This is a genomic window from Vibrio sp. Isolate33 (assembly GCF_022397895.1).
GTDB classification, from domain to species: domain Bacteria; phylum Pseudomonadota; class Gammaproteobacteria; order Enterobacterales; family Vibrionaceae; genus Vibrio; species Vibrio pomeroyi.
Genome location: NZ_JAKEUP010000021.1, coordinates 1 through 14210 on the forward strand (window position 1 = coordinate 1; position 14210 = coordinate 14210).

General features: G+C 44.4%; 11 protein-coding genes, 2 tRNA genes and 1 rRNA gene. 9 read left to right on the forward strand and 5 right to left on the reverse strand.

What is annotated here, in order from left to right; all coding sequences use genetic code 11:
• Positions 1-25: 25 nt before the first annotated feature.
• From rrf to L1D37_RS20830, 5 genes are all read left to right on the forward strand, one after another.
• Positions 26-141, forward strand: a 5S ribosomal RNA gene (rrf, locus tag L1D37_RS20810).
• 79 nt (positions 142-220) lie between these two features.
• A tRNA-Asp gene (locus L1D37_RS20815) sits at positions 221-297 on the forward strand.
• A 35-nt stretch (positions 298-332) separates the two neighbouring features.
• Positions 333-409: transfer RNA gene (locus tag L1D37_RS20820), tRNA-Trp, on the forward strand.
• A 187-nt stretch (positions 410-596) separates the two neighbouring features.
• Positions 597-1436, forward strand: coding sequence for a penicillin-insensitive murein endopeptidase (mepA, locus tag L1D37_RS20825; protein WP_239849063.1), 840 nt, complete (start codon positions 597-599; stop codon positions 1434-1436).
• Between the two features lie 274 nt (positions 1437-1710).
• Positions 1711-2019, forward strand: coding sequence for a hypothetical protein (locus L1D37_RS20830; RefSeq protein WP_076656433.1), 309 nt, complete (start codon positions 1711-1713; stop codon positions 2017-2019).
• A gap of 40 nt (positions 2020-2059) precedes the next feature.
• Here L1D37_RS20830 and L1D37_RS20835 read toward each other — a convergent pair whose 3' ends face one another.
• The 3 genes from L1D37_RS20835 to rdgC all read right to left on the reverse strand — a co-directional run bounded on the left by L1D37_RS20835 (position 2060) and on the right by rdgC (position 4867).
• The gene (locus tag L1D37_RS20835) at positions 2060-2314 is read right to left on the reverse strand and encodes a YfhL family 4Fe-4S dicluster ferredoxin (RefSeq protein ID WP_004735061.1); all 255 of its coding nucleotides are present in this window, start codon (positions 2312-2314) and stop codon (positions 2060-2062) included.
• A gap of 28 nt (positions 2315-2342) precedes the next feature.
• The gene (gene yegQ, locus L1D37_RS20840; RefSeq protein ID WP_239849038.1) at positions 2343-3746 is read right to left on the reverse strand and encodes a tRNA 5-hydroxyuridine modification protein YegQ; all 1404 of its coding nucleotides are present in this window, start codon (positions 3744-3746) and stop codon (positions 2343-2345) included.
• A gap of 206 nt (positions 3747-3952) precedes the next feature.
• Positions 3953-4867 carry a recombination-associated protein RdgC gene (gene rdgC / locus L1D37_RS20845; protein ID WP_017062534.1) on the reverse strand — a complete coding sequence of 305 codons (915 nt, stop codon included), beginning with the start codon at positions 4865-4867 and terminating at the stop codon, positions 3953-3955.
• Between the two features lie 194 nt (positions 4868-5061).
• Between rdgC and phoB the strand changes: the two genes are divergently transcribed.
• Genes phoB through L1D37_RS20860 form a run of 3 tightly spaced genes read left to right on the forward strand, consistent with a single transcriptional unit; the run spans position 5062 to position 8057 of the window.
• Positions 5062-5751: a phosphate regulon transcriptional regulator PhoB gene (gene phoB, locus L1D37_RS20850; RefSeq protein WP_004735064.1), complete on the forward strand. Its 690-nt coding sequence runs from the start codon at positions 5062-5064 to the stop codon at positions 5749-5751.
• 33 nt (positions 5752-5784) lie between these two features.
• Positions 5785-7083, forward strand: a complete 1299-nt coding sequence (gene phoR / locus L1D37_RS20855) for a phosphate regulon sensor histidine kinase PhoR (RefSeq protein WP_176681937.1) — start codon at positions 5785-5787, stop codon at positions 7081-7083.
• Between the two features lie 17 nt (positions 7084-7100).
• Positions 7101-8057, forward strand: coding sequence for a phosphate ABC transporter substrate-binding protein PstS family protein (locus L1D37_RS20860; RefSeq protein WP_239849064.1), 957 nt, complete (start codon positions 7101-7103; stop codon positions 8055-8057).
• A gap of 15 nt (positions 8058-8072) precedes the next feature.
• Here the strand turns inward: L1D37_RS20860 and ppx are convergent, their stop codons facing one another.
• Both ppx and ppk1 read right to left on the reverse strand, forming a co-directional pair.
• Positions 8073-9656, reverse strand: coding sequence for an exopolyphosphatase (gene ppx / locus L1D37_RS20865; protein WP_275665549.1), 1584 nt, complete (start codon positions 9654-9656; stop codon positions 8073-8075).
• Positions 9643-11742, reverse strand: a complete 2100-nt coding sequence (gene ppk1, locus L1D37_RS20870) for a polyphosphate kinase 1 (protein ID WP_239849039.1) — start codon at positions 11740-11742, stop codon at positions 9643-9645. The genes ppx and ppk1 overlap by 14 nt, the downstream gene beginning before the upstream one ends.
• A 203-nt stretch (positions 11743-11945) precedes the next feature.
• Between ppk1 and L1D37_RS20875 the strand changes: the two genes are divergently transcribed.
• Positions 11946-14174, forward strand: a complete 2229-nt coding sequence (locus tag L1D37_RS20875; protein ID WP_239849040.1) for an ABC transporter permease subunit — start codon at positions 11946-11948, stop codon at positions 14172-14174.
• The last annotated feature ends 36 nt before the right edge of the window (positions 14175-14210 follow it).

Sequence of the window (14210 nt, forward strand, 5' to 3'; positions counted from 1 at the left end):
ACAGTTTTCCGAATTTTAAAATTTGCTTGGCGACCATAGCATTGTGGACCCACCTGATTCCATGCCGAACTCAGAAGTGAAACACAATAGCGCCGATGGTAGTGTGGGGCTTCCCCATGTGAGAGTAGGACATCGCCAGGCTTTAATTTATTTTCACTTTTAAAAGTGAAGACAAAAAGTGTTATGAACGACTTGTCAGCGACGACAAGTAGTCCACTGCGGAGTGGTAGTTCAGTTGGTTAGAATACCGGCCTGTCACGCCGGGGGTCGCGGGTTCGAGTCCCGTCCACTCCGCCACTTATTCAGAGTTTCAGCTCTTTAAAACTGAAAATAGGGGTGTAGCTCCAATTGGCAGAGCAGCGGATTCCAAATCCGCGTGTTGGGAGTTCGAATCTCTCCACCCCTGCCATATTTAAGGCTCTAGTCGAAAGACTAGAGCCTTTTTGCTTTCTGGCGTCGAAATACTTCATAACCCCCTTTCAGATTCTTCCATCTCAAATACCTCTTTGTTTATTCCCGAAAAGTTACCAATAATCGTCAATTATTCTCTAATGACGACTAGTATAAATAATATGCATCGTTCACTTGGAATTGGTATGAGGTTATTTTGTGTATTAGTTGGGGCTTTTTGTTCTTTTTTCGCATCGGCAACGACTTGGGAGAAAGAGAAGACCCCCACGGTAAATTCAACCTCATCAATAGGAAGCTATGCTAATGGTTGCCTTGATGGTGCGCAGGCCTTGCCAATCGATGGCGTCGGTTATCAGATTATTCGTCCTCAAAGAGGGCGCTATTATGGACATACAGAGGCCATTCAGTTTATTGAAAGGCTAGGTGTCACCACAAGCGAGCAACTCGATACCAACTTACTGGTAGGAGATATTTCTTTGCCCCGTGGCGGGCGCTTTTCATCTGGTCATTCAAGCCATCAAACAGGGCTAGATATCGATATATGGTTAAGGCTGACAAGCAAGAGGCTTTCGGTGAATGAGCTTGCTGTTCCTAAGCCAGTGAGTGTCGTTGATCTTACTAACTACAAGCTTCGCAAATCAAATTGGACAGAGGATCATTTTCAAGTGATCCGCTATGCCGCGAAAGATGAGAAAGTAGTGCGAATTTTTGTTCATCCCGTGATTAAGCAAACCCTTTGTGAGCAAGAAAACTTTGATGCAGATGATAGAGCTTGGCTTGGCAAAATCAGACCTTGGTGGGGGCATCATTCTCATTTTCATGTTCGCTTAAAGTGCCCTGAAGGGAGTACGAACTGCATTGCTCAAGCTAGCCCTCCAAAAGGTGATGGTTGTGGAGAAGAACTTGCAAGTTGGGCTCCGAAAACCATACCTGTATCTCCTCCTAAAAAAGTCGCAAAAAGTAAGAAAAAGAAGAAAGTTAAAGTGATGCCAAGTCAGTGTTTAGCCTTGATATCCAATAAGTAATCGCATATATCGAGGTTAATTACAGTGGTAATGCCACTGGCTTTCTCGTCTCTGAAAGTTGAGAAATGTCACACTTTTGTCTAGAGTTTATAAACACGAGATTAAGAACATCGTTTGATATTAACAAAACCAATAACGACAACAGCAAGAACAGTGACGAATTTGACAAGGGTTGGTCAGGGATGGAGTGTTTTTGGGGTGAAAGATGCGGCTTATGTGCAGTATGCGAAATCAGAGTCTGATACCCGTCGATAGATAATTCAAGGATAAGACTATGACTATGATTTGTGCAAAGGAATTTTCAGAATGGTTAAGACATAGGTTCAGTACAGAAAACTCGGGTATTTCTATTTCAAGAGATGACATCAATCAATTGACGGGCAGACAACGACTAGACCCTAGTTTTGTAAACGATGTCCATTATGAGTTGATGCAATATGGAATGGCGTTTGTGACTGATACCAGCAGGGAAAACTTTTATCTTGTCCCTATAGCTCAATCAATCAATTGGCGAGAGCGACTCGAATATCAATTTGAAAAAGAGCTCTTCTGTAATATTTATCCAATAGAAAAGTCAGGATAAAAAAAAGGTTCAACTTACAGTAAGTTGAACCTTTTCTCTTTTAGGTCAAGCCTTGAATGATTACAAACTTCTCTAGTAGCTCGTCATCCGTTTCAATATGGTTTGGATCAGTGATGATGCACTTGGTAATTGGGCATACAGACTGACACGTTGGCTTCTCATAGTGACCTTTACATTCAGTACATAAATCTGGATCGATTTCGAAGATGCTGTCACCCATAGTGATTGCGCCATTTGGGCATTCAGGGTCACACATATCGCAGTTGATGCACTTGTCAGTGATTAACAGAGCCATTGCTTACTTCTCAGTTTTCTAAGTAAAGTTACTTACCTGATGCATTGCGTGTGTCTTGGCCTTCGCTCAAGTTACGCATCAGCAAGCCGTATTCTAAGTCTAGATCGGCTGGTACAGGAATAAATACAAAGTGACCGTTACCTTTTGCGTCTTCTACTGCTTCAGACTTACGGTTTTCCATCATTTCTAGTGTGAAAACAACGTTACCTTTCGGTGTCATCATTTCTAAGCTATCGCCTACTAGGAATTTGTTCTTCACTTCTACTTCCGCTAGGTCACCACGGCGCTTACCTGTGAATTCACCAACAAACTGTTGAGTGTCAGAGATAGAGTAACCGTACTCGTAGTTTTGGTATGTATCATGAGTGTGGCGGCGTAGGAAACCTTCAGTGTAACCACGGTGAGCTAGGCTCTCTAGTGTACCCATTAAGCTTTCATCAAATGGCTTGCCTGCTACAGCGTCATCGATAGCTTTACGGTAAACCTGAGCTGTACGTGCACAGTAGTAGAAAGACTTAGTACGACCTTCAATCTTCAGAGAGTGAACACCCATCTTCGTTAGGCGCTCAACGTGTTGGATTGCACGAAGATCTTTCGAGTTCATGATGTAAGTACCATGCTCATCTTCAAACGCAGCCATTTTCTCTTCTGGCTTGTGTGACTCAGAAAGTAGAACGACTTCGTCTGTTGGTTTACCAAGACCTAATGTGTTGTCTGGACGTTCATCTTGAACCTCTACATCTTGAATCTCAACACCAGTAGGGTTTGCTTCAACGATTTGACCGTTCTCGTCTTCTTTCGCTGCTTCAGTTTTGTATTCCCAGCGACAAGCGTTAGTGCAAGTACCTTGGTTTGGATCGCGTTTATTCATGTAACCCGAAAGTAGGCAGCGACCAGAATACGCCATGCAAAGTGCACCGTGAACAAAGATCTCTAGTTCTGTTTCTGGGCAGTGTTCGCGAATCTCTTCGATCTCTTCAAGAGATAGCTCACGAGATAGGATCACACGCTCAACGCCTTGAGTTGACCAGAACTTTACGGTCGCCCAGTTTACAGCGTTTGCTTGAACAGAAAGGTGGATTGGCATTTCAGGGAATGCTTCACGAACCATCATGATAAGACCAGGATCTGACATGATAAGAGCGTCAGGACCCATATCTACAACTGGTTTAAGGTCGCGAATGAATGTTTTTAATTTAGAGTTGTGTGGCTGAATGTTACATACAACATATAACTTTTTGCCTTGAGCATGAGCTTCATCGATACCGATTTGTAGGTTTTCGTGATTGAACTCGTTGTTACGAACACGAAGGCTGTAACGTGGCTGGCCTGCGTAAACTGCATCTGCGCCGTAGGCGAATGCGTAACGCATGTTTTTAAGGCTTCCTGCCGGTGATAATAGTTCAGGTACAAATGGTTTTTGTGTAGTCATTGCTTCGTTCTCTAATCTGATCTCAAGTCAGGTTGATACCACCAAGTGATATCAAAGGGGCGCAAATTTTACGCTAAAACGAGTTTGGTTGATAGCCCTAAAGATAGCAATGACATTAAGAAGAGGGCTGATAGACGAATATAAGCAGGAGTTTGGCAGGAAATAAGCTCAGATGCCGTCGACATCTGAGCTTTTAAAATCACAGATTAAGCGTTTGGTTGAGTTAACCCGCCAAGTGATTCGAATAAGTTAGGAAGGAAAACACTGAACTCACCACATAGAAGTGAAAAATCAGCATCAAAACGTGCAGCTTGGTCTTCACGAGGGATATCATCGTTTTCATCTTTAAGCTCATCGCTGAATTTTAGGCGCTTGATGCTTCCGTCTTCTGCCAGAATGAATTCAATACGATCTTGCCAGTTGATAAGAAGTTTAGTCACCATCTTATTGGCTTCGATGTGGTTCTTAATCTCGTCCGCTTCTAGCTCTTGCTTCTTAACTCGAACAATACCGCCGTCTTCTTGAATCGACTTAAGCTCAGCTTCATCAAGCATCGTGATACCTTGAGGCGTATCACCAGATTTAACCCACTCAGTTAGAGTCGTTTCAATCGCTTGCTCAGGAATCGCGGGCACGACTGGTAGGCTACCCATTGTTTTACGTAGCAATGCCAATACGTCTTCCGCTTTTTTGTAGCTGCTAGCATCAACCACAATGAAACCTTCTTTTGGCATGATCAGCGCGTAAGTGAAGTTACTGCGACTGAATGCGCGAGGAAGCAAATCAATGATGATGTCTTCTTTTAGGCTGTCTTTCTCTTTCTTTTTAAGAGGAGTGCCAGATTCAGCTTCAAGCGTTTCTACTTTTGCGTTCAGTGATTCTTTGATCACAGAAGCAGGTAGCATTTTCTCTTCTTTCTTTGCACAGATTAGAATGCGGTTTTCTGATACGTGCGTCATCATATCGCCGTGTCTACCCATTGCATGTACCCAACCAAACTTCTGTTTGTCTTGGCTACCACAAGGAGTAAAGCGGAACTCTTCAAGTTGTTTCTCTAGCTGATCTGCGTTGAAATCAATATCACGGTTGAAGCGATAGACTAGGCAATTTTTAAACCACATAAATTTTTCTCATACCTTTTTAGAAGTGCTTCATGATATGAGATCTAATTCGATTTGTCCCTAGCTCTGTATCAAAAGTTGTAAAGTGAAACGTTTGAGACAGTTATATGAAAATTTGTTTTCAAAGGTCACAAAAGTGTCATAATTAACTCAGATAATGCAATGCGTTGATTAAATACAAAGGCTATTCAATTATGTCGAGAAGGATTCTGGTCGTTGAAGATGAAGCACCTATTCGTGAGATGCTGTGTTTTGTACTTGAACAAAAAGGCTACCAAGCAGTAGAGGCTGAAGATTACGATACAGCGGTAAACAAGCTATGTGAACCTTTCCCAGATCTAGTATTACTAGATTGGATGCTACCTGGTGGTAGCGGGATAAACTTTATCAAGCACATGAAGCGTGAAGAGTTAACTCGCAACATCCCAGTGGTGATGCTGACGGCTCGTGGTGAAGAAGAAGATAAGGTTCGCGGTTTAGAAGTTGGCGCTGACGACTACATTACCAAACCATTTTCGCCAAAAGAGTTAGTAGCTCGCTTGAAAGCGGTTATTCGCCGAGTAACACCAACCGCATTGGAAGATGTGATTGATGTTCAAGGTCTTAAACTAGACCCTGTATCACACCGCGTGACTGCAAGTGAAGGTCCAGTTGATATGGGACCAACAGAATTCAAAATGCTGCATTTCTTTATGACGCACCAAGAGCGTGTGTACAGCCGAGAGCAGTTGCTTAACAACGTTTGGGGTACCAACGTTTACGTTGAAGACCGCACCGTTGATGTACATATTCGACGCCTACGTAAAGCGCTTGAATCTGCAGGTCACGATAAGCTAATCCAAACGGTTCGCGGCGCGGGCTACCGTTTTTCTACAAAGGCTTAATGTGGCTTCGCTGCCCAATTTACGGAGTCCTGAATGGTTGAAAAGTTAACCTGGAAAAAGCTGGCTTGGGAGCTGGCTTTTTTTTACGCACCATGGGTTTTAGTCGGATGGATATTCGGTTACCTACCTTGGTTACTGCTGGCTGCTACGGTATTGCAGCTCGGCTGGCATCTACACAACCAAATGCGTTTGTCCGCATGGCTGTGGGATGAGAAGCGTCTAACTCCACCTTCAGGCTCTGGAAACTGGGAATCTCTGTTTAACGGTATCTATCGTATGCAGCAGAGGCAGCGTCGCAAACGTAAAGAACTGACTAACCTTATCCGCCGTTTCCGTAACGGTGCAGAATCGCTTCCCGATGCCGTTGTGGTATTTCGCGGTGAAGGCAATATTGTTTGGTGTAACAAGCTGGCTCAGTATTTGTTGGGCTTTCGTTGGCCAGATGATTCAGGTCAACCGATCTCGAATTTGATTCGCACTCCAGATTTTATTAAGTACCTTAATAAGCAAGATTTCTCTGAGCCACTAGAGATGCCTTCTCCATTGAATGTGGAACGTATGCTTGAACTGCGTATCGTGCCGTATACCGAGGGTGAACACTTGATGGTTGTGCGTGACGTGACCCAGCTTAAGCAGTTAGAGGGCATGCGCCGTAACTTCTTCGCTAATGTTTCACATGAATTACGAACCCCAATGACCGTACTTCAAGGTTACCTTGAAATGACGGAAGACCCAGACATGATCGTTGGCCCAATGTGGACCAAGGCGCATGGTGTCATGACTGAGCAGCTCAATCGAATGAACAGTCTGGTTAATCAGTTGCTCACGCTTTCGAAAATTGAAGCAGCGCCAATGCACGAGTTGGATGAAGTGGTGAATGTTCCCGCTATGCTTGAGGTTCTTGAGAAAGAAGCCGCGAGTTTAAGTGGCGATCGTGAACACAAGCTTGAGTTTGATATTGATAAGAGCCTACGCGTATTAGCGGATGAAGATCAGTTGCGAAGTGCGATATCGAATCTTGTTTACAATGCAGTCAAATACACCCCACCGGGCGCTACGGTTAAGGTTCGCTGGTATCAAACAAGCCAAGGTGCCTGTTTGGATGTCTCTGACACTGGAGACGGCATCGAGCCCCAACATTTACATCGACTTACAGAAAGATTCTATCGTGTCGATAAAGCGCGATCACGTGATACTGGCGGCAGTGGTCTTGGGCTGGCTATCGTTAAGCATGCTTTGACTCACCATGATTCCCATTTGGAAATTCAGAGTGAGCTAGGTGTCGGCAGTCGTTTCCATTTCACGTTACCAAACCGATTGACCGTTTCATGATTGCTTTAATACGCAGGATGCGTTTACCCATCACTTCGTTGCTAGCGTGTGCGTTAGCTTCTCCAGTTCATGCTGAGTTGACGGTAGAGTCGCTTCCTGATTATTCTAAGGTGCCAGGAATTTCTGGCAGCTTGCTATCGGTAGGTTCAGATACCTTGGCGGGTATGACGACATTGTGGGTTGAAGAGTTTAAATCTTACTACCCGAATGTGAATGCTCAGGTTCAGGCTTCAGGCTCTGCGACTGCGCCTCCCGCACTTACCGAGGGGACCGCGCATTTGGGGCCAATGAGCCGACCAATGCGTCTACGTGAGATTGAGGCATTCGAAAGAGAGCATGGCTACAAGCCTACTGCGCTTAGAGTCGCGATCGATGCGATTGGTGTGTTTGTACACAAAGATAACCCGATCAAAGGGCTCAACTTTCGTCAGATAGATGGCATCTTTTCTGAAACATTGCGCTGTGGCGGTGTTAAAAATATCGAGAGCTGGCAAGAACTAGGCATTAAACAACCTTGGGCAAAACATCGTTTCCAACTGTTTGGCCGAAACTCCGTCTCCGGTACTTATGGCTACTTTAAGCAGAATGCTTTGTGCGGTGGTGATTTCAAGAATCGAGTCAATGAGCAGCCGGGTTCAGCCTCTGTTGTTCAATCTGTTGCTTTGTCGATCAGCGGCATTGGATACACGGGCATTGGTTATCGTGTTGCGGGTGTGAGACAGGTCCCTGTGGTTAAGACGGGTGATCAATATGTACACGCAACAAGAGAAAACATCCTAAGTGGCGCTTATCCGCTTTCGCGCTTCTTGTACGTTTACGTGAACAAACACCCAAACAAGCCGCTTTCTCCGGTAGAACAAGAGTTCCTAACCTTTATCTTTTCTAAACAAGGTCAAGAGTTGGTGGAAAAAGACGGCTACGTTTCTATTCCTCACGAATACGCAAAACAAGAACTCGCAAAAGTAGGGCTTTGATCTCCCGATTGGCAATTACGCTTTTTGATTCTCATCGAAGCTTAGTTGCCATTCAGCATTGCTCCACAGTTCCTGCTCTGCGAGTAAGTCCGCTGCCAATAGTTTATTTTCCTCAAGCCAATCACCATCGGCACCACATATCTTCCAATGATCTTTCTCGATGACTTCAATGCGTGTTTTTAGACGTGGGGAGTCGTTGCGTTGACCATTGAGAATGATGGATAGGCGTAATATGCGAATCAAGCTGATTAAGTGCTTGCTCTTAAACAAATTCAGTTCAGGCATGTCTTGAAGTTTAAGGGCTTTACGTTGGAAGCGAGCTAAAATCGACATGACCATCTGTTGCTCGCTATTAAAGCCTGGCATATTGGTATGCTGCAGAAGATACGCAGAATGCTTATGGAAGCCTGAGAAGCTGATACTCAGCCCGACCTCGTGTAATAGCGCACTCCATTCAAGCAGTTCAAACAGCTGACTTTTTCTCTTAATGCACAGTTCATCGCATATCTGATGTAAAAACTCGCTTGCTTGCTCTTTTACGCGAGTCGCGTGATCGAAATCAACTGAGTGTTTAGTCGCGAGGTTTTCTGTGGTTCGCATACGAATATCCGAACGATGAAAGCGATCTTCCATCTCATAGAGCAATCCTTCACGAAGTGCACCGTCTGAAAAGTGCATCTCTTTGACTGAAAGAGCCATGAATATCGCAGTGAGGATGGCCACTCCGCCAGCAAAAACGGGTTGGCGCTCCTCTGTGAGTCCTTTGAGTTTTATCTCTTCAATAGTGTCGTGTTCGCACAATACATCAATTAAATGGCCTAATCGCTTTTCGGTAATAATGGCATCTTCATAGCCCATTCCGACCAAGACTTCTTTGATTGCTTTGATGGTTCCTGAGGAGCCAAGAGCAGCATCCCAGCCTTTCTTTTTGTATTTAGCGGCTAGAGGCTCTAGACGTTGTTGAGCCGCAATGATGGCTTTGGAGAAGTTCTTGCGAGAGAGTTTTCCATTCGAGAAATATCGCTGTGTAAAGCTTACGCAGCCCATCTGTTTACTGTTGACGAGCTTCGCCTCAAATCCTTTGCCGATAATCAACTCGCTACTGCCACCACCAATATCGACAACTAACTTGGAGTCCGACTCGGGTTGTGTGTGAGCCACGCCTAAATAGATAAGTCGCGCTTCTTCTTCACCGGGAATCACTTCGATAGGAAAAGGAAGCACCTCACGTGCACGCTGGATAAAAATATGAGCGTTGTTTGCTTGGCGAAGCGTGTGGGTGGCTGCAATACGAACGTTTTCGACTTCAAAGCCTTGTAAGCGCTCGGCAAACATAGCGAGACACTCTAAACCACGCTCGATGGCTGCATTGTTTAGGTTTGATTGGTCATCGAGGCCTGAGCCTAATCTGACTCTTTGCTTGAGTCGGCTGACAAGTTGCAATTCTTGCCCAATAACTTTTGCCACAACCATGTGAAAGCTATTGGAGCCTAAATCGATGGCAGCAACGTTCTTGATAGGTGGAGATACCGCCTCAAGTGAGGCGGTATTATTGGAATCTTCTGGCTTATTGGCCTTGGTGTTTTTAGCTTGGCTCATCGTGAGATTGTTGTTCCCTAGCTTTTCGAGTCTGTTTCTCTACCTGCTTGAGGTAATCATAGATGGCAACTTGAGAGCGGCGTTTTTTACGGTTACCGCGAGGAACGTAAGCGTTGCTCATCTCTTTATCTATCCACCTTGCCTTAACTGTATCGGTAAAATGAATATTTACAATGTCGATGATGCGTTGTTTCAAACGTTCATCACGGATTGGCGACGCGACTTCAATGCGGTGATCTATGTTTCGCGTCATCCAGTCTGCCGATGAGATGAATACTTTTGGGTCACCATCGTTGTGTGTGATCAAAACGCGTGGATGCTCTAGGAATCGGTCGATGATACTGATGATTTCAATGTTCTCACTAACGCCTTCGACCCCCGGAACCAGCGAGCACATACCTCGTATGATCATGCGAATTTTGACACCCGCATTGCTTGCGCCATAAAGCTTATTGATAAGCCCTTTATCAACCAAGTTGTTCACTTTTAAGGTGATCTGCGCTTTTCTACCCGTTTTAGCGTTAGCAATTTCTGTATCGATGAGACGATAAAGCTTCTTACGTGAATTGCGTGGAGACACAATTAAGTGGTCAAACTTTACAGGGCGGTAAGGGTTCTCAATATACCCAAAGACATTACGCACCTCGTTAGTCAGTTCTTGATCGGCGGTGAGCAGCGAGAAGTCTGTGTAGATTCTTGCAGTCTTTTCGTGGAAGTTGCCCGTACCGATATGCGCATAGCGAGTGATTATCTCACCCTCACGGCGGCTGATTAGAAGTAATTTAGAGTGGATTTTTAGACCCGGAGCACCAAAGATAACTTGAACGCCAGCTTCAGTTAGGATCTTTGACCATTCGATATTGGCTTCTTCGTCGAACCGAGCTTGAAGCTCAACCACTACCGTTACGTTTTTGCCATTGTGAACGGCATCGATCAACGAATTCATTAATCGTGAGTTTTTAGCTACACGATAGATGTTGATCTTGATACTGATGACTTTCGGATCAAATGAAGCCTGACGAACCAACTCTGTCATGTGATCAAAGGTATGATATGGATAGTACAGCAAGATGTCTTGATTCTTGATTGCATCAAAGCTGTTATCAAACCCATCAAAGTCTGCACATGACATTGGTGGTAAAGGTTTGTTTTCTAAGTATTCACGACCTACGTTTGGGAAACCGATGAAATCTTTAAAGTTATGGTAACGACCACCAGGAATCAGGTTGTCGTAGTTAGAGATACCTAATTTTCCGCACAAGAAATCCAGCATGTTTTGAGGCATCGTGTGTTCATAAACAAAACGTACAGGCAGGGCACTGAGCCTCTGAGCCACACCTTCAGACATCTGTTCCAGCAAGCTGTGTTCGACTTCGTGGCTAAGATCGTATTCAGCATCACGAGTCATTTTCATCGCGTGGCAGTTGAGTTGGTCGTATTCGAAAAAGCCTTTAAATAGATCATCGATACAGTATCGGATAATGTTATCAAGTAAGATGATGGTCTTACGGCGTTTGCCTTTCTGCTCTGGCACCATGACAAAGCGCGGAAGATGATCGGTCGGTATCTCAATGACGGCGTATTTGGATTGCTGCTCTTTTTGAAGCTCGACGGTCAGGTAGGCATACTCATCTTTTAAGAACTGAAGCACATTCATTTCGTCGTTCATTAAAAGGGGCGTGATGTGAGGAAGCACCTCTTTCTTAAAGTATTTCTTTACCCATTTCTTTTGAGCGTCATTTAGCTGTGTCTCGTTAACTAGGAAAATACGTCGTCTTGCCATCTCTAGAATGAGATCATTGTAGAGTTCATCAAAACGTTGGTTTAACTTAAACGCCTTGTTTTGCATCTTAGTGAGCAGATGCTTTGAGTTGTCATTGATCCCACGCTCTTGGTTGATCAAAATGCGACGTTTCACATCCGAGAATCGAACCTTGTAAAACTCGTCTAGATTGTTAGAAAAGATCCCGAGAAAGCGTACTCTTTCGATCAAAGGTACTGTTTTGTCCGCTGATTCCTGTAAGACTCTTTCGTTAAAAGAGAGCCAACTGAGTTCTTTTTCTATATAGAGCTTTTCAGCGTTCATAATCAATCCTAGACATCTTAAAGAGTGTGAGATTACTCAAATTGTAAAAAATGAGCAGAGTATGCTGTTTTTGTTACGGTATTATTTCACTCTACAGTTTCAATAAAACTTACTATTATTTTCAGTTGTTTAATGTGAGTTGTAATATAATTGTCATGTAAACGAAATATTATGATATTAGCTCAAAAAAGGTAGATAGACAGATGGCCGCAGCCGAACTTTCATTGAAAAAACGAGATAAAAAGAGATGGTTGAAAGACCGTCTTATGCGTTTTGCAGTGACATTAGGCGGTGTGAGCGTGCTGGCAGCACTTGTTCTGATCTTTATTTACCTAGCGATGGTCATTCTTCCGATCTTCGCTGACTCAAGTTTAGAGACCGATCAAAAAGTCCAACCTGTGATCGTGCAAGATCCGATCGCAATGACGATCGATGAGTATGGGCAACATGCGTTAGTGATCGATCGTGATGGCTCTGTCGATTATTGGACTCTCGATAACTCCCAATCTGCGCCGTACTTTTCTGAATCAATTATTCAAGACTCGGTCGCGTTTGCTCGAAGCACACCAGCAGACAATTGGTTTGCCTTTGCTAACCGCCAAGGCCAAGTTCAGTTGTTTCAACCTGAATTTTCAAAGCCTCTTGCCGTAAAAGGGCAAGCAGCTAGCCCTCGCATTAATTACCTTCAACCCAAAAGCCAACCATTTGATTTTTTAGATGGCACTGCGTTGAGTGATGGCTTGAGCATTGAGAAGCTAACATTTGCGACTGACAATAATCATCTGACGCTGGTGGCTCAGTTGTCCGATAAACGCATCTTGGTGAAATGGTATCAAGCGTCGCTAACGGGTGAATACTCAGAGATTAACTCTCAATGGTTATCGAAAGAGTTTGGTCAGCAAGACCAGCTTTTAATGACACCTAACGGGCATACTTTGTATCTTCGAAACGCTTCTGACCTTACGGTTCTAACTGCGGAAGCGAACAAGTTCTCGGTTCGAGAAGTGATCGATTTAAGTTTAGGTGATGAGCAGCATGCCGTTAAGAATATTGACTTGTTGTCTGGTGCTTATTCTCTGCTCGTGAGTCATTTCGATGGGCGAGTCTCTCAATGGTTTGATGTATTGAGCAATGAGCAGCGTAGCCTGACTCACATCCGTGATTTTAAACTGCCTTCTGAGGTTCAGTTCTTACTGCCCGATACCTACCGCAAAGGCTTTTACAGCTTCTATAAGAATGGCACGATTCAGAGTCACTACACGACCAGTGAAAAGTTATCTCTGTTTGAGAAAGCTTACAAGAAGTCGCCACAACTTGCGGCTATGTCTGCCAACGAGCTTCATCTCGCAACGCTGAGTGATGGCGTTATTAGTCTTGCATTGGTTGATAACCCATATCCTGAAATATCGTTTTCATCGTTATGGAAAAAGGTGTGGTACGAGAGCTACCCAGAGCCTCAGTATGTGTGGCAATCCACTTCTGCGAATGATGATTTTGAAGGTAAGTTCAGCTTAGTGCCTTTGACTTTTGGTACGCTTAAAGCGGCGTTGTTTGCAATGATGTTCGCCGTGCCTATTGCGGTACTTGGTGCCATTTATACCGCTTACTTTATGACACCTAAGATGCGTCGAGTGGTAAAACCTTCGATTGAATTAATGGAAGCATTGCCGACCGTTATCATCGGATTTATCGCGGGCTTATGGTTTGCTCCTATCGTGGAAACGCATTTAACCGCCATTGTGTCACTGCTATTGGTGTTGCCTCTTAGCACCCTGGTTGTTGGCTTAATTTGGTATTGCTTACCACAAGACTGGGTGAGCCGTTTCCCTAATGGTTGGCACGCACTTATTCTGGTTCCGGTGTTGATTGTGACTACAGTGGTCGTGCTTAACTTTGGTGGGAAAATTGAATCACTACTGTTTGCTGGTGATATCAAACTCTTCTTAAATCGCCACGGAATCGATTTTGATCAGCGTAACGCGCTCGTGATTGGTTTCGCGATGGGCTTCGCGGTTATCCCGACCATTTTTACTATCGCAGAAGATGCTATTTTCTCAGTGCCTAAACACCTGTCGGACGGTTCTTTGGCGCTAGGTGCTACACCTTGGCAAACTCTGATCTATGTTGTTCTGCTTACTGCGAGTCCCGGTATTTTCTCAGCAATAATGATGGGCTTGGGCAGAGCGGTTGGTGAGACTATGATCGTGTTAATGGCGACTGGTAATACGCCAATCATGGACTGGAATATTCTTGAGGGGATGCGAACACTGTCTGCGACGATTGCGGTTGAGCTTCCAGAATCAGAGGTTGGCAGCCCTCACTTTAGACTGCTGTTCTTAGCTGCGTTACTTCTATTCGTCTTTACCTTCGCCGTGAACTCGATTGCGGAATGGGTTAGACAAAGGCTGCGAGATAAATACCGTGCTTTATAATTTTTATCTGAATCGTCAATCGCAACCAGTAAGAGA